Below are 18191 nucleotides of genomic sequence, written 5' to 3'. Positions count from 1 at the left end.
TTGCTCGGCCGGCCGTTGTGCTTCAAACTTTCTGGCAAAGCGCGCCAAATCAGCTTAGTCTCCGCGCGATTTAAGAAAGTGCCCCAACACGCATGACGAGAGCATCCACCAGGCGACACCGCATGATCCTGCCGGCTATCGCGGCCGGTATCGGTGTGGCGGTGATTGCCGTGACGGCAGATCCCTTCATCGTCCGGGCGCAGGATGCCGCGCCTGAAGCGGCACCGTCTGCCCAGCAGCCGGCAGCCGAGCCGCCGCCGCCCGATCCGGCCGCCGAACTGGCCGCCAAACGGGATAAGACCCGCGCCGAGCTCGAAACCCTGTCGAAAACGATCAGCCTGTCCAGCGACAAGGTGAGCGCGCTTCAGCAGAGCATCGCCGATCTGGACAAGAGCACACAAAGCATCCGCCAGGCGCTGATCGAGTCTGCCGCCCGCCGCAAGGGGCTCGACAAGCAGATCCTCGAAAGCGAGAAGAAGCTTGCCGATCTCGGCGTCAAGGAGGATGGCATCCGCCGGTCCCTGCACGAGCGCCGCGGCCTTCTGGCCGAAGTGCTGGCGGCGCTGCAGCGCATGGGCCGCAACCCGCCGCCCGCTTTGCTCGTCACACCTGACGACGCGCTCGCCTCGGTGCGCAGCGCCATCCTGCTCGGCGCCGTTGTTCCGGGCATCCGCAAGGAAACCGACAAGCTGGCCGGAGACCTGGCAAGCCTCGCCGCCTTGCAGGCCGCAAGTGCCGCCGAGAAGGCCGGCCTGACCGCGACGATGACCAACGGTATCGAGGAAGAGCGGCGCATGGACCTGCTGCTTGCCGAAAACGACAAGCTCAGCCGCAGCAACGCCGCCGAACTGCAGGCCGAAAGGAAACGTTCCGAGGAACTGGCGGGCAAGGCGACCAGCCTCGAAGGCCTCGTCGCCTCGATGGAATCCGAGATCGCTTCGGTGCGTGACGCGGCCGCCGCCGCCCGGCAGGCGGAGGAGAACCGCAGGCTGATGACCGACGAGCAGCGCGCCCAGGCCAAGGCCCTGGCCGACAGCGGTGTGCCCGATAAAAACCGCATTGCGCCCGCATATCCCTTCGGAGAATTGAAGGCGAAATTGGAGGTGCCCGTTGCGGGCGATATCCTGCGCCAGTTCGGCGATGCCGACGGCACCGGGCACGAGGCGATGGGAATGACGGTCGCCACCAATCCGGAGACGGTGGTGACGGCGCCTGCCGATGGCCTGGTGGTTTTCGCCGGCGCTTTCCGCAGTTACGGCCAGATGATCATCCTCGACACCGGCGATGGCTACCACTTGGTTCTCTCGGGAATGGATACGATCAATACCCGTCAGGGAAAATTCGTTTTCTCCGGCGAGCCGCTCGCCGTGATGGGGGCGAAAAGAGTGGCAAGCGCGACTGCATTGGCGCTGGAAACGGACCGGCCAACGCTTTACATTGAATTTCGAAAGGACGGTAAACCGGTCGATTCCCGACCGTGGTGGACCGCCAAAGACACTGGAAAGGCACGCAATGATTCGTAGGGCTTCTCTTGTTCTGGTCGGCGCATTGATGGGTGCGACCGCCATGAGCGTCATTTACTCGGCGGGCGTGCCGGCAGAAGCGGCCGGATCGTCCACCTACAAGGAACTCTCGGTGTTCGGCGACGTCTTCGAGCGTGTGCGCGCCCAATATGTGACGCCGCCGGCCGAAGACAAGCTGATCGAAAACGCCATCAACGGCATGCTTTCCTCGCTGGATCCGCATTCGAGCTATATGAATGCGAAGGACGCCGAGGACATGCGCACCCAGACCAAGGGTGAGTTCGGCGGCCTCGGCATCGAAGTCACCATGGAAGACGAGCTCGTCAAGGTCATCACCCCGATCGACGATACGCCCGCCGCCAAGGCCGGTGTTCTCGCCGGCGATTATATCTCCGAGATCGACGGCCAGTCCGTGCGCGGCCTGAAGCTTGAGGATGCCGTCGAGAAGATGCGCGGCGCCGTCAACACGCCAATCAAGCTGACGCTGATCCGCAAGGGCGCCGACAAGCCGATCGAGCTGACGATCGTCCGTGACGTCGTCGCCGTCCAGGCCGTCAAGTCGCGCGTCGAGGACGATGTCGGTTATCTCCGCATCATCTCCTTCACAGAGAAGACCTATCCCGACATGGAAAAGGCGATCAAGAAGATCAAGGACACCGTTCCGGCCGACAAGCTGAAGGGTTATGTCCTCGACCTGCGCCTCAATCCGGGCGGTCTGCTCGACCAGGCGATCAACGTCTCCGATGCGCTGTTGCAGCGCGGCGAAGTCGTGTCGACCCGCGGCCGCAATCCCGATGAAACCCGCCGCTTCAATGCCGGCCCGGGCGACCTGACGGATGGCAAGCCGGTAATCGTGCTGATCAATGGCGGTTCGGCCTCCGCATCGGAAATCGTCGCCGGCGCTCTTCAGGATCTGCGCCGCGCCACCGTTCTCGGCACCCGCTCCTTCGGCAAGGGCTCCGTCCAGACGATCATCCCGCTCGGCGAAAACGGCGCGCTGCGCCTGACCACGGCGCTCTACTATACGCCGTCGGGCCGCTCGATCCAGGGTACCGGCATCACCCCCGACATCAAGGTCGAGGAGCCGCTGCCGGAGGAACTGCAGGGCAAGATGGTAACCGAAGGCGAATCCAGCCTGCGCGGCCACATCAAGGGCCAGAGCGAGACCGACGAAGGTTCGGGCTCGGTAGCCTATGTGCCGCCGGATCCGAAGGACGACGTTCAGTTGAACTACGCGCTCGATCTGCTGCGCGGCAAGAAAACCGACCCGGCCTTCCCGCCGAACCCGGATAAAGCCGTCGTTGCCAAGTAATTGATCAACCCAAGGCCGGGCACCTCGCCCGGCCTTGACCCTTTCTGCTGTTTCCCGGTTTTGGAGCGGGTGAAAAATTGGGAACGGACCTGCATGCGCCTTTGGGCCGCAACCGCAAAACCGGCAGCCGGCGCCCGGGTGTTCTGCGCCTCGGCCGTATCGCTGCCAGTCTTTGTCTTTTCGCCATAGGCGGCTTTTCTCTCTATACGGCGTTTCGCGGCGATGGGCTCGAACGCACCAAGCCAGCTGCCGAACAGGCCGCAACGCCATCTGCCAATACCCCTCAGCCACCGGCGAGCGCCAACCAGGCGGCGGACGGCATGTCGCGCGCCGAACCGCGCTCGGGCGCCAACGTCGAGCAGATGGTCACCGGCGACGGCTCCGTCGTCACCAAATACAGCCCCCGCCCGCGCGACGGCGGCGGGCCGGTGCTGGTCGATGCCATGCAGATCGGCCAGGATCCGCGCATGGCGGCCCAGCCGAATGAAGCGCTGCTTGAGGAAACGCCTTTCGGCAGGCTGCCGATCGTCGGTCCCGACGGCCGACGCCCGATGGATCAATATGCCCGCCCCGCATCCGGCGCGCGCGGCGTCCGCATCGCCATCGTCGTCAGCGGTCTCGGCCTCAGCCAGACCGGGACGCAGCGCGCCATTGCCGAATTGCCTGAAGAAATCACCTTTGCCTTTGCCGCAAGCGGCAACAGCCTGCAGCGCTGGATGCAGGAGGCCCGCCGCGGCGGCCATGAGATCCTGCTGCAGGTGCCGCTCGAGCCGTTTGATTACCCGGCGAACGATCCGGGTCCCGAGACGCTGCTGACCTCGAAACCGGTCGCCCGCAACATCGAGAACCTGCACAAGGCGATGGGCGAAATCACCAATTATACCGGCATCATGAACTATCTCGGCGGCCGTTTCCTCTCCGATTCCACCGCCATGGAACCTGTCATGCGCGATATCGGCAAACGCGGCCTGCTGTTCCTCGACGACGGCACCTCGGCGCAGTCGAAGACGGCTGATGTCGCCAAGGGCACCGAGCTGCCCTACGCCTTCGCCGATCTGCAGCTCGATGGCCAGCTCGATATCAACGCCGTTCTGAAGAAGCTCGACGAGCTTGAGCGCATCGCCCGCAAGAACGGCCAGGCGATCGGCGTCGCCTCGGCTTTCGACGAAAGCGTCGACGCCATCGCCAAATGGAGCGAGGAGGCTGCGATGCGCGGTATCGAGATCGTCGGCGTCGCCGCCCTTTCCAACGACCCCCGGAACCCTTGAGAGCGGTCTCGGAGAGATCCCTGAACGGAGAAGAAGATGAGCCAGGCGACCGTAAAAGCCGAGGACCTGCCCTACCGCCCCTGCGTCGGCGTGATGATCCTGAACCGCGATGGCCTCGTCTGGGCCGGGCGGCGCATTCCCGACGGCAATTCGGAATATGACGGCTCGCCGCAGCTCTGGCAGATGCCGCAGGGCGGCATCGACAAGGGCGAGGATCCGTTGGACGCCGCCTATCGCGAGCTCTACGAGGAGACCGGCATCAAGACGGTGACCCTGCTTGCCGAAGCCAGAGACTGGATCAACTATGATCTGCCGCCGGCGCTGATCGGCATCGGATTGAAGGGAAAATTCCGCGGCCAGACGCAGCGCTGGTTCGCTTTCCGCTTCGAGGGCAGCGACAGCGAGATCGCCATCAACCCGCCGCCCGGCGGCCACGAGCCGGAATTCGATTCCTGGGAATGGAAGCCGATGCAGGAGCTGCCGGGCCTGATCGTCCCGTTCAAGCGCAGCGTCTACGACCAGGTGGTGGCCGAGTTCCAGCATCTGGCGGCACTGCAATCGGAAGACTGACCGATACGGGATGATCGGATTGGTATTGCCTGAAATAATATAGGGTGGGAAGACCGGCCGCCTAAGCAGCCGATCTTCGTTCGAATCTTATTCGGCTTCGTCGGCGGAGTCGGCGTTGAGCTGGCCGTATTTGCTCTCGCCGATCTTCCCGAGCAGCTCGAGCTGCGTTTCGAGGAAGTCGATATGGCCTTCCTCGTCCATCAGCAGCTCTTCGAAGAGCTTCATGGAAACGTAATCGCCGGCTTCGTAACAGATATCGCGCGACTTCTTATAGGCCGCGCGGGCGTCGTATTCGCCGGCAAGATCGGCTTCCAGCACTTCCTTGACGTTCTGGCCGATGCGCAAAGGCGCAAGGGTCTGCAGATTGGGATGGCCTTCAAGGAAAATGATGCGTGCAACAAGCCGGTCGGCATGGTGCATCTCTTCGATCGATTCGGCGCGCTCCTTCTTGGCGAGCTTGGTGTAACCCCAGTCCTCAAGAAGACGATAATGAACCCAGTATTGATTGACCGCCCCGAGCTCGAGGAACAACGCCTCGTTAAGCCGCTCGATGACTTTTTTGTCGCCTTTCAATGTCCGCTCTCCTGTTTTCCTCATGGAACTGTTTCAAGCGGGACATGAAATCAAATATTTCGGTCTCCGTCGAGTGGCGACGGGCGTGATATTCCTCGGTCGTCTGGATAATGATGTCGACGACGTTGGGGAAACAGCCGCAGCAGCGGCCGCGTTTTTCCATAGCGTGGTAGACCTTCGCCGGCACGATAAGCTGCCAACAGTCCTCATCGAGAAGGTTGGTGATAACCTCCCGGATTTCCTTGTCGGTTATATAATTGCAGCTGCAGACAAGCACGTCTTCATTCCAAACATGACACTGACTATCGTGTTTTCTGCTAAAGAAGATGGTGGCTGTCAAGAAAAAATTCGAGCCCCGCTTCATCGGACGCGGTGTCCGAATGGCAAGCCGATGCATATCGTCCGAGATTATGCAGTGCTTCCAGGATGATGACGCCATGAGGCAACGCAAAGGGGCTGGACGATCCCGATCGCTGCGGCGCATTTTAATGGAAGTTGCGTCCGCGCGGCATCACCTCGGCGGTTTCCGCGGCGCCGGAATTGCGGCCTATGGCCGCCATCCGTTTTTCCAGCTCCGCTTTCTCCTGCGCATGGGCAAGCTTTTTCTGCCTCTGATCGGCACCTGGACTCAGCACCTCGTCTGCCCGCTCGCAGACGCCGAAACGCCGGGCCTCGCGTTGGAGGATGCCGAGCGCCGGCGTCATATCCTCGATATGCTCGACGACGGTATGGATCACGCCGCTCTGGCTTTGCAGCCTGCCGCGGATTTTCACCAGCCGGGCGCCCATCACGACCGAGCGGTATGTGTCGAAGATTTTCGGCCAGACGATCGCATTGGCGACGCCGGTCTCATCCTCCAGCGTCATGAAGATCACACCTTTGGCCGACCCCGGCCGCTGGCGCACCAGCACAAGGCCGGCGATCGTCACCCTACGCCCGTTTGCAACCGTCAACAGATCGACATTGCGCGTCACACCCGCATGCCGCAATTCCTCACGCAGGAAGGAGACCGGATGCGCCTTCAGCGACAGCGAGAGATAACGATAGTCCTCGATGACCTGCTCTCCCGGCAGCATTTCCGGCAGCTTCGTTGCCGGCTCGGCCTGGAGATCGACATGACGGGCCTGCTCGAAAAGCGGCAGCTCCTCGGCCGCGCTCTTCACATCCAAGGCCCGCACCGCCCAGAGCGCGTCGCGTCGTGAGAGCCTCAGGGATTGGAACGCATCCGCATCCGCCAGCCGCTCGATGACGGATTTCTGCAGGCCGGACCGCAGCCAGAGATCCCGAACGGAACCGTAGCCTCTGCCTCGATGTTTGACGAGCAGCTCCATCTCCTTATCCGAGACACCCTTGATCTGCCGGAAGCCGAGCCGCACCGCGTGCCGAGCCCTGATGATCCCGCGCATCTCACGGTGGCGGAAATCGACGGCATTCGGATCGAAACCGGCCTCTTCCAGATCGCAATCCCAGTCGGATTCGTTGATGTCGACCGGTAGGATTTTTACTCCGTGCTCGCGTGCATCCCGCACCAGCTGCGCCGGCGCATAAAACCCCATGGGCTGGGAATTCAGCATCGCCGCGCAGAAGACGTCGGGATAATAGGCCTTGAGCCATGAGGAGGCATAGACGAGCAGCGCAAAGGAGGCGGCATGGCTTTCAGGAAAGCCATATTCCCCGAAGCCTTTGATCTGGTTGAAACATTGCTGCGCGAATTCCCGGGCATACCCCTTTGAGGCCATTCCCTCGATGAACCGCGTCTCGAAATTGCCGATCGTGCCGGTTCGCTTGAATGTCGCCATCGCCCTGCGAAGCTTGTCGGCTTCCGCAGGCGCAAAGCCTGCAGCGGTGATGGCAATCTGCATCGCCTGTTCCTGAAACAGCGGCACGCCGAGGGTTCTTTCCAGAACCGCTTTCAGCTCCTCGCTCGGATATTCGATCGGAATGTTCCTGGCCCGCTGCTCCCGGCGCTTCAGATAGGGATGCACCATATCGCCCTGGATCGGTCCCGGCCGGACGATCGCCACCTCGATGACGAGGTCGTAGAATAGCTTCGGCTTGAGGCGCGGCAGCATGCTCATCTGCGCCCGGCTCTCGATCTGGAAAACGCCAAGCGTATCGGCCCGGCCCATCATCTCGTAAACCGGCCTGCCTTCGTCCCCATGCTCCCTGTTGCCGAGATCTGCGAGCGTCTTCTTGACATCATAATGCAGTTCAAGCAGCGAAAACGCCTTCCGCAGGCAGGTCAGCATGCCGAGCGCCAGCACATCCACCTTGAGGATCTTGACGTTGTCGAGGTCGTCCTTGTCCCATTCGATCATGTAGCGATCCGGCATCGCCGTCTTCATGATCGGCACGACCTCGTCGAGCCGGTCCCGCGTGATGACGAAGCCGCCGACATGCTGGGTGAGGTGGCGCGGGAAGCCGAGAAGCTCGGAGGCATATTTCAGCACGTTCCTGGTGACCGGATCCTTGATGTCGAGGCCGGCCGCCTTGGCATCCCGCTCGGAGAGATTGTCCTCCGACCAGCCCCAGACGAGGCTGCTGATCGCCGACTGGACATCCTCCGACAGTCCGAAGGCCTTGGCGACCTCGCGGCCGGCCGAACGGGTCCGGTAGGTGGTCACCCCTGCCGTCAGCCCGGCATGTTCTCTTTTGTAGGTTCTGTAGATGAACTGGATGACTTCTTCGCGCCGATCATGCTCGAAGTCGACATCGATATCCGGTGGCTCGTCGCGGTCCATCGAAATGAAACGGTCGAACAGCAGCGTGCTCTTTTGAGGATCGACTTCCGTAATTTCGAGGCAATAGCAGATGACCGAATTTGCCGCCGAGCCGCGTCCCTGACACAAGACCTTGAGCTCGTAACGGGCGTGCTGGATGATCCTGTAAACCGTCAGAAAGTAGGAAGCATAGTTCTTGTCGCCTATGAGCTTCAGTTCATATTCGATCTGGTTTGACACCTTGAGCGGCACGCCCGCGGGATAGCGCCTTGCCGCTCCCGCCCTCGTCAACCTCTCGAGCGTCTGCTGCGGCGTTTCGCCGGGATCGTTTTCAGGCGGATAATTATGCTCCAACTCCTTCAGCGAAAAGGTCAGCTTATCGAAGAAGGCCTGACTATTGTCGATCGCACCAGGATAGTCCCGGAAGATCCGGACCATTTCACGTGAATCCTTGAGGTAGCGCTCGGCATTCGGCGCCAGCAGGAATCCGGCTTGCGCGATCTCCACATGCTCCCGGATCGCGATCACCACATCCGAAAGCGGCCGGCGTTCGGGATGATGATAAAGCGGCTGGTTGGTCGCAATCAGCGGCACGCGGTTTCGCGCCGCAAGCATGGCAAGCACCGCAAAGACCTGCCGGTCGCGGCCGTCATAGGCTGGCGCCAGCGCTATAAAAAAATCCTTGCGGAATCGTCTGCGAAACCGTTCCAGATAATCTTCCAGCGCCGACTGGCCCCCCTGATGATCGACAAGGGTGCGATCGGGAACGAGCGCGAGCATCATCTCGTCTCCCCATTCCATCAGCTCCGCTTCCGTCAGGAGGCAGCTTCCCTTGACCGCTTCTTCCTTCAGATTGCCGGCGCTGAGAAGCCGGCAGAGATTTGCCCAGCCCCGCCGATTGCGGGGGTAGGCAAGGATATCCGGCGTATCATCTGAAAAGACCAGACGGGCGCCCGGCTGAACCCGGATGGGATCGAAAATCTCTTCCCGTTTCCCTTCCTTCTCCGCCTGAGCGATGATCACATCTCTGTTCCTGTATCTCTCCTCGAGCTGCAGCGCCTGCGCATGCGCCCTGACCACGCCGGCAACCGAATTCCGGTCCGCAATGCCGAGACCGCCGAGCCGGAGATGAGCGGCCTGCACGACCATTTCCTCAGGACTGGAGGCGCCTTCGAGAAACGAAAAATTCGTTCTCACGCCGATCTCGAAAAATGCCGACCCGCTCGTCATGCAAACACACCGTGCATGAACCAGCGAGGATCGAGTTCCCGGCCGTAAAAACCGCGACGATAGATCCAGAAGCGATGTCCGCTCTCGTCCTCGATGCGGAAATAGTCGCGCGCCTCGGCGTCATCCCCATCGATCCACCATTCCATGGCGATCCGTTCCGGCCCTTCGCTTCTTGCCACCTGATGCTGCATGCGCCGCCAGCGGAAAATCTGCGGCGGACCATCGGGCACTTCGGCAAGCATGATCTCGACCGGCTCCGGCGTGGCGAAGAGCCGTAGCGGGCGCTCTTGGCGGAAAGGAAGCTGGATGTCCTGCGCCGCTTTCCGCCTGGGAAGACCATCCATCACAGGAACGCTGATGACGGCGCGTTCCGGCACATGGCTCTCGCGGAGCTGGAAGCTGTGCAGGCAATCCGCGCCCAGCCGGGCCGAGACCCGGTCGACGAAGGCCGAAAGCGAGATCTCTCCCTGGCGGTCGCCCTCGAAATCCGCCTGGGCCTCATTGAAAGGATCGTGCCGCAACACATTCAACCGCAGGATTTCGAAACCATAGCCGGCATCGAGATCGTCATGGACCGCCTGCAATCGCTCGGAAAAAAGCCTGGTAATGAATTTTGGTTCGCGAAGCGGCTGCGAAGCGCCGACGGAGATACGAAAGACCCTGCCGTCGACGCGGAACAGCACCAGTTCGAACACCCTTCCACCGATCCCCCGCGCCTCCAGCGACGGCTGCAGCGACATGGCGACCTGCCGGGTGACGGCAAGGATCTGTTCTTCCGTCCCGATGGGCTCGATCAGGCGGCTTTCGGCCGAGAGGCTGGCGACCGGACGCCGCGGCGAGACCGGCTCCTCCTCGCGTCCCAGCGCCTGGTCGAGACGCAGAAGCAGTCCCGGGCCGAACCGGCGGGTCAGCGGCGCGCGCGGTGCATCGATGACGTCGCCGACATATTTCAGGCCGAGTTTCTTCAGCGCATCGACGGTTTGTCCTTCCAGCCGCAAGGCTGCCACCGGCAAGGACATCAGCACATGCTCCGTCTCCTCGTCCTCTATCACCCCGCCCTGCCCGAAGCGCGACGCGGCCCAGGAAAGGCCCGGTGAGGATGAGATGGCGCCGCGTGCATCGATCCCCATATGAAAAAGCCGCGACAGCACATCCTTGAGAAGCGCCTTTTCCCCGCCGAAGAGATGGGCGCAGCCGCTAATGTCGAGAAACAGCCCCTCCTTGCCGTCGAACGCCACCAGCGGCGTATAACGGTCGCACCAGTCGGCAATGGCCTCCAGCAACCGGCGGTCGGCCGCCGGATCCTCTTCCGCGACCTCGAGCGTTGGGTACATGGCACGCGCTTCGGCAACGCCCTGCTCCTTTTTCAGCCCCAGCCTCTCGGCCAATTCGTCCAGCGCCGTCAGCCGCATGGCATTGTTGAGCTTGCCGGAACAGACGATAGGCGGCGACTCAGGACGCCCTTTCGAACGCCAGGAGAGCCCCCATCGCCTGCGGGCGATGCGGTCCGTTGGCAGATGCGGAAAGCTGAGCGCCAGAATGCGCTGACTGCTCGCCTGGAGGACGAACGAGGTTTGGCTCGGCGACAGGGAGAAATTCGCGTTCATGGGGGTTCCACTCCAGAAAAAAGCAGAGCGGGGCCGGATTGCGGCCCTTCTCCAGCGTGAGACGGAAAATCGGATTGCCGATGCTGCCGGAAAGCTTCGACCCGTCCGGCAACGGCCGCAGACCGGATGGAGCCGGTTCGACATGCAGACGGAAGGCCGCACTGCTTGCCTCTTCTTCCCCGGCCTGGCGGACAAGAAAGAGTGGACGGCGGGCAGCACGCGCCCTGAGACTGAGCCTGCGGCTTTCGGTCAGGCCGAAATGGGCGGGATTGCCTCGCACTTCGAAAATGACGGCCGAGAAGGCCGCGCTTTCCACCGCGGTCTCCACCAGCCAGAGCGCCTCGTCCAGCTTGCGCGGCGCCGCATGGAAAAACCGCTCCGGGCTCAGCCCGAAATCCCGCAGCCCGGGGACATAGGGACGGCCGGCTTCCAGCGTGCCGACAGCATCGCCGATCCAGAGCAACGGGGAAAGCCTGCCGGCATCCGCCTCCTGGCTCTGCAGCCGCGCGGCGACAGCCAGCGCCAGCCCACTTGCCGCACCGGCATCACGCGACAGAGCGGAGCGGAATTCGGTGATCGCATCGAGCGGCAGGCCGCCTTCCAGCGCCTCGTCAAGACATTCCACCCCGAACGCCAGGGGCGGCAGACTGGGTCTCCGCGGTGCCTTGCCTCCGTCCGCCAGGGCTTCCCGCTCCGCTGCCGCAAGCGCCGGCGCGGGCTTCCCCTCCAATCTGGCGATGGTTTCGCGGAGCGCAAAAAGCCGCTCGCGCGCCAGGGCGTGCTGCGCCATGGCGTTCTCCAATCCGTCTTGTTCCTGTTATGTTCTTATAGATTCCAGAGTGCTAATGAAGAGTCAACGGCCATTTTCTATGAATTTATTCCTGCCTTTGATTCCGCACTCGAAAACCGGCGATAAAGGTTCTATATGGGCCCGCAAAGGAAGGAATATTCATGGCCCGCATAGACCAGAGCGATGATTGGCGGGACCGCCATGCGCCGACGATCAGCACCTTCGAGTCGCTGGCCATGGAGGCCTATAGCCATCTGCCGGATGAATTTCGCAAGCTGACGACCAACCTCACGATCGAGATCGAAGATTTCCCCGATGACGATGTTTTCGAGGACATGGCGCTGGAAACCCCTTTCGATCTGCTCGGCCTTTTCGAGGGCAGGGGCATTTCCGAACGTTTCACGGTGGAAACCGGCGAGATGCCCAACCGCATCCGCCTCTACCGGCGCCCTATCCTCGATTACTGGGCCGAGAATGACGAGACGCTCGGCGACATCATCACCCACGTCCTGATCCACGAGATCGGCCACCATTTCGGGCTGAGCGACGACGATATGGAGCGGATCGAGGCAAGCGCCGAGGAAGCCGCCGAGCGCTGAAACACCGCGTCTCGGGCAGGACGCGTTATTGCTCGGAGAGCTTTATCTCGGGATGGTAATCCTTGCCTTCGACAGTCTTGACGACGGCCTGGCCGCACTGCATCGCGCCGGTTGCCGCATTGAAGGCATAGGTCGGCGATCCCTCCAGCGACCAGCCCTTGTTGAGGGCGGCGGTGACCTTGTGGCAGAAGGAAGCGTCGTCGGGACCGGTCAGGAAGCGGTAAAGTTTCATCAGGCGGGCTTTCTTGCAGAAATCAGGCGAGCTTTATGAACCAGGCTTTCGGCTTGGACAAGATGCAGCCGCTCGATCATCCGCCCGCCTGAATTGATGACGTTCAAGCCATCGGAAGCCGGATCGGCAAAAGCGGATATGATCGCCTCCGCTTCCGCAATCGCTGCCGGGTCCGGGCCGAAATGCCGGTTGGCGGGTTCGATCTGCGTGGGATGGATCAGCATCTTGCCGGCAAAGCCCATTGCCCGGCCCTGCAGGCATTCGGCATCGAAACCCTGCTCGTCCCTGAAATCGTTGAAGACGCTGTCGATCGCATCGAGCCCGTAGGCACTGACCGCCAGGACGACCTGCATCAGCCACGGCACGAGATAGGTTCGTCCCGGCTGCGGCAAGACGCCCGTTTCCTTGCGCAGATCGTTGAGGCCGACGACGAGGCAATCGAGCCGCGAGCCCGGCGTGCGGCCGGCTTCGGCGATCGCCCCGGCATTCAGCACGCCGCGCGGCGTCTCGATCATCGCCCAGATGCGCAGTTCCTCCGGCGCATCCGCATCGGCGAGCAGATCGCCGATGTCGGTGATATCCCGAGGTCCGTCCACCTTGGGCAGGAGAACGGCGTCGGGCAAAAGCGCCTTGACCAGATCCAGGTCCGCCGGCCCGAATTCGGATGACAAAGAATTGATGCGGATGATCCTTTCCTTGCCTGCAAGCGGCGGACCCGCAAAAAAGGCGCGCAGATTTTCCCGCGCTTGCCCCTTCTTCTCGGGCGAGACGGAATCCTCCAGATCGAAAATAACCGCATCGCAATCAAGCGAATGGCTTTTTTCGAGCGCCCGGAGATTGATGGCGGGCACGCTCAGCACCGAGCGGCGCAGATTTAAGGAACGGCGAGGGGGTGTTTGGCTCATCGATCATTAGTGCCAAGCTTCGCCAAGCCCGGCAAGACAACAAAAAGCCATGCTTGCCTTGCAGAGAAGAAAAAGAAGGACCACATTCCTTTCTGTAGAAAGGTACCAAACCCATGCAGAACATTCGCTCCATCTTCCTCATGCTTGCCGGCGCCACCGTTTTCGTGGCCATGCTGCTTCTCACCTTCTCGGTGACGCTTGCCGTCGGCGGCATTCTGACCGTGCTGATGGTCGGCCGCGCACTGTCGCTGAAGATGAAGATGAAGCCCGCTCCGGTGCGCGCCAAGGCAAACAATGGCCAACGCGAAATGCGGATCTGGAACGACGGCCGCGGCACGATCATCGATCTCTAAGCCGCTTACGCGAAAAAACCGACCGACATTGTCGGATCATGCTTCCATGCTACGTCCTTGAAGCAGCCAGGCATCCAGCCGGCGCTTGAAAACGATGGAGGACGAGCATGAATGCGACGGAAAACAATCCTGTCAAGATGCCGCCGGTCAAGAATGGCCTGCTGCCCTATCTGACGGTCGGCGGCGCTGTGAAAGCCGCAGAATTCTACAAGAAAGCTTTCGGCGCCGAAGAAGCCTATATTGTGCCGGTCGACGAGAGCGGCCGGACGATGCATGTGCATCTCTACATCAACGGCAGCTCCCTCATGCTGTCGGATGCCTATCCGGAATACGGCCACCCCTTCAAAGGCCATGAAGGCTTCGCCATCCAGCTGGTTATCGACGATATCGATTTCTGGTGGGATCGCGCCGTCGCTGCCGGCGCCGAAGTCGTCATGCCGGTCGAACTGATGTTCTGGGGCGACCGTTACGGCCAGCTTCGCGACCCGTTCGGCGTGCTCTGGGGCCTGAACGCACCGACCAAATAACCCGGCATATTTAACGGGCAGGCCGCGCGAAACATCGCGTGGCCCCCATTTTTCAAAGATTCTCCTTCATTTCGGCGAAAAACTGGACTAGATGCAAATTCAGGAAAGTAGATTTGCTGAAATGGAGCATGCGTCATGGATAAATTCGTGAAGCTCACGGGCGTTGCAGCGCCCCTGCCGGTCGTGAATATCGACACCGACATGATCATTCCGAAGGATTATCTGAAGACCATCAAGCGCACCGGCCTCGGCACCGGCCTTTTCGCCGAAGCCCGTTATAACGAAGACGGCTCCGAAAATCCGGATTTCGTGCTGAACAAGCCGGCCTACCGCGATGCCAAGATTCTGGTTGCCGGCGACAATTTCGGCTGCGGCTCCTCGCGCGAGCACGCGCCATGGGCGCTGCTCGATTTCGGCATCCGCTGCGTGATCTCCACCAGCTTCGCCGATATTTTCTACAACAACTGTTTCAAGAACGGCATCCTGCCGATCAAGGTCAGCCAGGAAAATCTCGACAAGCTGATGGACGACGCCTCGCGCGGCTCCAACGCCATCCTCACCGTCGACCTTGAGAACCTCGAAATCACCGGCCCCGATGGCGGCTCGATCAAGTTCGATCTCGACGAGTTCAAGCGCCACTGCCTGCTGAACGGTCTCGACGACATCGGCCTGACGCTGGAGAAGGGCAAGGCGATCGACAGCTTCGAAAAGAAGAACGCCGCTTCGCACCCCTGGGCGGCTTAAGCGCTCTCCAATAAATTCTCGATCGAGCCGGGCTTTGCCCGGCTTTTTCTTTGATCTCAGATCAGAGAAACTTTTCTTTCCAGAGCCTCAGCTTTTCGAGCGATACGCCGATGCCGCCGCAGACTTCGATGAGCGGATTGTCGAAGCGGGCAAGCAACCCGGCGTGCACATCGGCAACGGCAAGGGCCGCACCGCAGGCAGGCTCGACCAGAATGCGCTGCGCATCGGCAAATTTCAGGCAGGCGGCAACGGCATCGGCATCGCTGACGACAATGCTTTCGATCGGATGCCGTTTCGGCAGATCGAAGACATGCTGCGCCACCTGCCGCGCGCCGAGCGACGTGGCAATCGAGGTGATGGCGGGCAGGGTGATGCGCTCATTCGCCTTGAGGCTGGCGTTGAGCGAGGCCGCGCCTTCCGTTTCGACGGCGATCACAGGCACATCGGCAAGCCCGTTGCGCTGCAGCCCCTCGACAATGCCGGCAAGCAGGCCGCCGCCGCCGACGCTGGTGACGACGCAGTCGAATTTCGCACCCTTGGCCACCACCTCGTCGATCAGCGTCGCATGACCATCCCACAGCAGCGGATGGTCGAAGGGATGCACATAACTCGCCTTGCGACTCTCTGCGAGTTCGACCGCATGGGCATTGGCCTCGTCGAAAACCGAACCATGAACGAGGACTTTCGCGCCCGTTGCGGCAATCGTCTGGCGCACATCGGCCGCCGTCGTCTCCGGCACGACGATGGTGACCGGCACACCGAGCGCCCGGCCGGCATAGGCCGCGGCAATGCCGGCATTGCCGCCGGATGCGCAGAAGATCTCGCGCGCGCCATTGTCCACCGCGTGCTGGCAAAGCCGGCCGACGCCGCGCAGCTTGAAGCTGCCGGAAGGCTGCAGCGCATCGAGCTTCAGCCACAGCGGTTTGCCGCTGGCGCTGTAGCCAGATGCTGTCTGAACCAAGGGCGTATCGAGATGGAGTGGCGCTGAAGGCATGGGAAACATCCGGGGACATAAAGCTAGGCTGCTGTTCTAATCCGTTTGCGGGCGCAGGAGCAACCATTGCGGCGAAGAGCGAAGCGTACCGATTCACCGCTTCTCTCGCTTGAAATGCCCATTTCCGGGGTCTAAGAAACCGCAACTGTTTTTCCCAGGAGGGTTTCATGACTGTGCGCAATCTTTTCCTGCTGCCGGGCGACGGCATCGGTCCCGAGGCCATGGGCGAGGTCCGCAAGATCATCGCCTATATGAACGAGGCGATGAATGCCGGTTTCGTCACCGACGAAGGCCTTGTCGGCGGCTCCGCCTATGATGCCCATGGCGCGGCAATCTCGGAAGCCGACATGCAGAAGGCGCTTGCCGCCGATGCCGTTCTGTTCGGTGCCGTCGGCGGCCCGAAATGGGATAGCGTGCCTTACGAAGTCCGCCCGGAAGCCGGCCTGCTACGGCTGCGCAAGGATCTGCAGCTGTTTGCGAACCTGCGTCCCGCCATCTGCTATCCGGCCCTTGCCTCGGCCTCGTCGCTGAAGCCGGAACTGGTCGAAGGCCTCGACATTCTGATCATTCGCGAACTGACGGGTGGCGTCTATTTCGGCGAGCCGAAGGAGATCATCGATCTCGGCAACGGCCAGAAGCGCGGCATCGACACCCAGGTCTACGATACCTACGAGATCGAACGCATCGCCGGCGTCGCCTTCGAAATGGCCCGTACGCGCCAGAACCGCGTCTGCTCCATGGAGAAACGCAACGTCATGAAGTCGGGCGTGCTCTGGAACCAGGTGGTGACCGAGACGCACAAGGCGAAATATTCCGACGTCCAGCTCGAACATATGCTGGCTGACGCCGGCGGTATGCAGCTGGTGCGCCAGCCCAAGCAGTTCGACGTCATCGTCACCGACAATCTCTTCGGCGATATGCTCTCCGACGTCGCCGCCATGCTGACCGGCTCGCTCGGCATGCTGCCGTCGGCCTCGCTCGGCGCGCCTGATGGCAAGACCGGCAAGCGCAAGGCGCTCTACGAACCGGTGCACGGCTCGGCCCCCGATATTGCCGGCAAGGGCATCGCCAATCCGATCGCCATGATCGCCTCCTTCGCCATGTGCCTGCGTTACTCCTTCAATCTGGTGAAGGAAGCCGACGACCTGGAAAAGGCGATTGCCAACGTGCTCGACAAGGGCATCCGCACCGGCGACATCATGGCCGATGGCTGCAAGCAGGTCGGCACCGTCGAGATGGGCGATGCGATCCTCACCGAGTTCAAGGCGCTTTCCGCCTGATATATTTCACGTGAAACAGTTCAGCCCTTCGCATCACGCATGCGGAGGGCTTTTTCGTGAAAGCGGAGATGCCTGAACGGTGGTCGGTCGAATTCTCCGAAACGGACTATTCTCAGCCACAATCTCGTGTATTTTTGCGCCGAATTCTAAACTGGCAAATTCGAACGGACGACGGAATGCGGGCATTTTGGGCTTCCCTGGACAGGCGCTGGCGCCGGAGCGGTGTCGGCATGCCACCTTTGCGCTGGCAGGCCAGCCTCTTCATCACGCTCAATGCCGTCATCCTTTCCATGCTGCTCTTCGATGCGCCGATCGGCGCCAGCGAGCCTTCCGCGCCGGTGAAGCAGCTCGGCGAAATGCTGACCGGTTTCGGCGATTCCGCTTGGCTGATCTACACCAGCATCCTGCTCTTCTTTCAGGGCAGGGCAGGCTACAGACTGTTGAAGACGGCGCGCTCCAAGGCGCAGGCGCTCTATGTCAGCTGGATCGGCGCTTACCTCTTCACCACGGTGGTCTTCTCCGGGCTTCTCGCCAATCTGCTGAAGCGGGCGATCGGCAGGGCGCGCCCTGATCACTTCCAGGATTACGGCATCTTTTCCTTCACACCCTTTTCGGGCCACGCCGCTTTCGAAAGCTTTCCGTCGGGCCATTCCACCACGGTCGGCGCCTTCTTCGCCGCCTTTGCGCTTCTCTTCCCGCGCTATCGCGTTGCCTTCATTGCCTGTGCCATCTGGCTCGGCATGACGCGTGTCATGGTCGGCGCCCACTATCCGAGCGATGTCATCGCCGGCCTTGCCTTCGGCGCCTGGTTCTCGCTGCTGACGGCGATCGTCTATGCCCGCTGCGGCCTGCTCTTCAAACTGGCGCCGGACGGCTGGCCGCTCGCCAAGCGCCTGTTTCCGGACATGGAAAAGCCCGGCGCCTTGTAAGCGCCGGGCCGTTTTCTCAAGCTTCTCACGTTCGA

At 61.6% G+C, this 18191-nt stretch carries 18 protein-coding genes; 10 read left to right on the top strand and 8 right to left on the bottom strand.

Annotated elements, in window-relative coordinates:
• Window positions 1-122 precede the first annotated feature (122 nt).
• From QMO80_RS13460 to QMO80_RS13445, 4 genes are all read left to right on the top strand, one after another.
• Window positions 123-1523: a murein hydrolase activator EnvC gene (locus QMO80_RS13460; protein ID WP_283197032.1), complete on the top strand. Its 1401-nt coding sequence runs from the start codon at window positions 123-125 to the stop codon at window positions 1521-1523.
• Window positions 1513-2835: a S41 family peptidase gene (locus tag QMO80_RS13455; protein ID WP_003543943.1), complete on the top strand. Its 1323-nt coding sequence runs from the start codon at window positions 1513-1515 to the stop codon at window positions 2833-2835. Before QMO80_RS13460 ends, QMO80_RS13455 begins: the two co-directional genes overlap by 11 nt.
• Window positions 2836-2912: 77 nt before the next feature.
• Window positions 2913-4103, top strand: coding sequence for a divergent polysaccharide deacetylase family protein (locus QMO80_RS13450; RefSeq protein ID WP_283197031.1), 1191 nt, complete (start codon window positions 2913-2915; stop codon window positions 4101-4103).
• Between the two features lie 36 nt (window positions 4104-4139).
• Window positions 4140-4673 (top strand): RNA pyrophosphohydrolase, encoded by a 534-nt coding sequence (locus QMO80_RS13445; RefSeq protein WP_283197030.1) that lies wholly within the window; start codon window positions 4140-4142, stop codon window positions 4671-4673.
• 87 nt (window positions 4674-4760) lie between these two features.
• On the opposite strand, the gene bfr is transcribed toward QMO80_RS13445, so the two are convergent.
• The 5 genes from bfr to QMO80_RS13420 form a co-directional block, all read right to left on the bottom strand.
• Window positions 4761-5246 carry a bacterioferritin gene (bfr, locus tag QMO80_RS13440; RefSeq protein ID WP_085738762.1) on the bottom strand — a complete coding sequence of 162 codons (486 nt, stop codon included), beginning with the start codon at window positions 5244-5246 and terminating at the stop codon, window positions 4761-4763.
• Window positions 5212-5610, bottom strand: a complete 399-nt coding sequence (locus tag QMO80_RS13435; RefSeq protein WP_082366254.1) for a (2Fe-2S)-binding protein — start codon at window positions 5608-5610, stop codon at window positions 5212-5214. Before QMO80_RS13435 ends, bfr begins: the two co-directional genes overlap by 35 nt.
• 121 nt (window positions 5611-5731) lie before the next feature.
• Complete coding sequence (locus tag QMO80_RS13430; RefSeq protein ID WP_283197029.1) at window positions 5732-9196, bottom strand: error-prone DNA polymerase; 3465 nt, start codon at window positions 9194-9196, stop codon at window positions 5732-5734.
• On the bottom strand, window positions 9193-10638 hold the full coding sequence (locus QMO80_RS13425; protein WP_283200183.1) for a DNA polymerase Y family protein: 1446 nt from the start codon (window positions 10636-10638) through the stop codon (window positions 9193-9195). Before QMO80_RS13425 ends, QMO80_RS13430 begins: the two co-directional genes overlap by 4 nt.
• 10 nt (window positions 10639-10648) lie before the next feature.
• Window positions 10649-11593, bottom strand: coding sequence for an ImuA family protein (locus QMO80_RS13420; RefSeq protein WP_283197028.1), 945 nt, complete (start codon window positions 11591-11593; stop codon window positions 10649-10651).
• A 161-nt stretch (window positions 11594-11754) separates the two neighbouring features.
• Here QMO80_RS13420 and QMO80_RS13415 point away from each other — a divergent pair, with 161 nt between their 5' ends.
• Entirely contained in the window at window positions 11755-12192 is a 438-nt protein-coding gene (locus tag QMO80_RS13415) for a metallopeptidase family protein (protein ID WP_283197027.1), read from the top strand.
• A gap of 25 nt (window positions 12193-12217) precedes the next feature.
• On the opposite strand, the gene QMO80_RS13410 is transcribed toward QMO80_RS13415, so the two are convergent.
• Together QMO80_RS13410 and QMO80_RS13405 are read right to left on the bottom strand one after the other, a co-directional pair.
• Window positions 12218-12424 carry a DUF1737 domain-containing protein gene (locus tag QMO80_RS13410; protein ID WP_003589581.1) on the bottom strand — a complete coding sequence of 69 codons (207 nt, stop codon included), beginning with the start codon at window positions 12422-12424 and terminating at the stop codon, window positions 12218-12220.
• Complete coding sequence (locus QMO80_RS13405; protein ID WP_283197026.1) at window positions 12424-13329, bottom strand: CoA ester lyase; 906 nt, start codon at window positions 13327-13329, stop codon at window positions 12424-12426. Before QMO80_RS13405 ends, QMO80_RS13410 begins: the two co-directional genes overlap by 1 nt.
• Window positions 13330-13442: 113 nt before the next feature.
• On the opposite strand from QMO80_RS13405, the gene QMO80_RS13400 reads away from it, so the two are divergent.
• The 3 genes from QMO80_RS13400 to leuD all read left to right on the top strand — a co-directional run bounded on the left by QMO80_RS13400 (window position 13443) and on the right by leuD (window position 14953).
• The gene (locus QMO80_RS13400; protein WP_283197025.1) at window positions 13443-13682 is read left to right on the top strand and encodes a hypothetical protein; all 240 of its coding nucleotides are present in this window, start codon (window positions 13443-13445) and stop codon (window positions 13680-13682) included.
• A 107-nt stretch (window positions 13683-13789) separates the two neighbouring features.
• Window positions 13790-14209: a glyoxalase/bleomycin resistance/extradiol dioxygenase family protein gene (locus tag QMO80_RS13395; RefSeq protein ID WP_049733270.1), complete on the top strand. Its 420-nt coding sequence runs from the start codon at window positions 13790-13792 to the stop codon at window positions 14207-14209.
• A gap of 135 nt (window positions 14210-14344) precedes the next feature.
• Complete coding sequence (leuD, locus tag QMO80_RS13390) at window positions 14345-14953, top strand: 3-isopropylmalate dehydratase small subunit (RefSeq protein WP_064841181.1); 609 nt, start codon at window positions 14345-14347, stop codon at window positions 14951-14953.
• Between the two features lie 61 nt (window positions 14954-15014).
• Here leuD and QMO80_RS13385 read toward each other — a convergent pair whose 3' ends face one another.
• Window positions 15015-15947, bottom strand: coding sequence for a pyridoxal-phosphate dependent enzyme (locus QMO80_RS13385; RefSeq protein WP_283197024.1), 933 nt, complete (start codon window positions 15945-15947; stop codon window positions 15015-15017).
• 167 nt (window positions 15948-16114) lie between these two features.
• Here QMO80_RS13385 and leuB point away from each other — a divergent pair, with 167 nt between their 5' ends.
• On the top strand, window positions 16115-17227 hold the full coding sequence (gene leuB / locus QMO80_RS13380) for a 3-isopropylmalate dehydrogenase (RefSeq protein WP_283197023.1): 1113 nt from the start codon (window positions 16115-16117) through the stop codon (window positions 17225-17227).
• A 176-nt stretch (window positions 17228-17403) separates the two neighbouring features.
• Window positions 17404-18156, top strand: coding sequence for a lipid A 1-phosphatase LpxE (lpxE, locus tag QMO80_RS13375; protein WP_283197022.1), 753 nt, complete (start codon window positions 17404-17406; stop codon window positions 18154-18156).
• Window positions 18157-18191: the final 35 nt, after the last annotated feature.

It is taken from the genome of Rhizobium sp. BT03 (genome assembly GCF_030053155.1).
Taxonomy (GTDB): Bacteria; Pseudomonadota; Alphaproteobacteria; order Rhizobiales; family Rhizobiaceae; genus Rhizobium.
This window is presented reverse-complemented; position numbering and strand designations above follow the sequence as displayed.

Excerpts from the sequence above, each read along its gene's own strand:
- QMO80_RS13460 (WP_283197032.1), top strand. The coding sequence starts at position 123 with ATGATCCTGCCGGCTATCGCGGCCGGTATCGGTGTGGCGGTGATTGCC.
- QMO80_RS13455 (WP_003543943.1), top strand. The coding sequence starts at position 1,513 with ATGATTCGTAGGGCTTCTCTTGTTCTGGTCGGCGCATTGATGGGTGCG.
- QMO80_RS13445 (WP_283197030.1), top strand. The coding sequence starts at position 4,140 with ATGAGCCAGGCGACCGTAAAAGCCGAGGACCTGCCCTACCGCCCCTGC.
- QMO80_RS13435 (WP_082366254.1), bottom strand. The coding sequence starts at position 5,610 with ATGAAGCGGGGCTCGAATTTTTTCTTGACAGCCACCATCTTCTTTAGC.
- QMO80_RS13430 (WP_283197029.1), bottom strand. The coding sequence starts at position 9,196 with ATGACGAGCGGGTCGGCATTTTTCGAGATCGGCGTGAGAACGAATTTT.
- QMO80_RS13420 (WP_283197028.1), bottom strand. The coding sequence starts at position 11,593 with ATGGCGCAGCACGCCCTGGCGCGCGAGCGGCTTTTTGCGCTCCGCGAA.
- QMO80_RS13415 (WP_283197027.1), top strand. The coding sequence starts at position 11,755 with ATGGCCCGCATAGACCAGAGCGATGATTGGCGGGACCGCCATGCGCCG.
- QMO80_RS13410 (WP_003589581.1), bottom strand. The coding sequence starts at position 12,424 with ATGAAACTTTACCGCTTCCTGACCGGTCCCGACGACGCTTCCTTCTGC.
- QMO80_RS13405 (WP_283197026.1), bottom strand. The coding sequence starts at position 13,329 with ATGAGCCAAACACCCCCTCGCCGTTCCTTAAATCTGCGCCGCTCGGTG.
- QMO80_RS13400 (WP_283197025.1), top strand. The coding sequence starts at position 13,443 with ATGCAGAACATTCGCTCCATCTTCCTCATGCTTGCCGGCGCCACCGTT.
- QMO80_RS13395 (WP_049733270.1), top strand. The coding sequence starts at position 13,790 with ATGAATGCGACGGAAAACAATCCTGTCAAGATGCCGCCGGTCAAGAAT.
- leuD (WP_064841181.1), top strand. The coding sequence starts at position 14,345 with ATGGATAAATTCGTGAAGCTCACGGGCGTTGCAGCGCCCCTGCCGGTC.
- QMO80_RS13385 (WP_283197024.1), bottom strand. The coding sequence starts at position 15,947 with ATGCCTTCAGCGCCACTCCATCTCGATACGCCCTTGGTTCAGACAGCA.
- leuB (WP_283197023.1), top strand. The coding sequence starts at position 16,115 with ATGACTGTGCGCAATCTTTTCCTGCTGCCGGGCGACGGCATCGGTCCC.
- lpxE (WP_283197022.1), top strand. The coding sequence starts at position 17,404 with ATGCGGGCATTTTGGGCTTCCCTGGACAGGCGCTGGCGCCGGAGCGGT.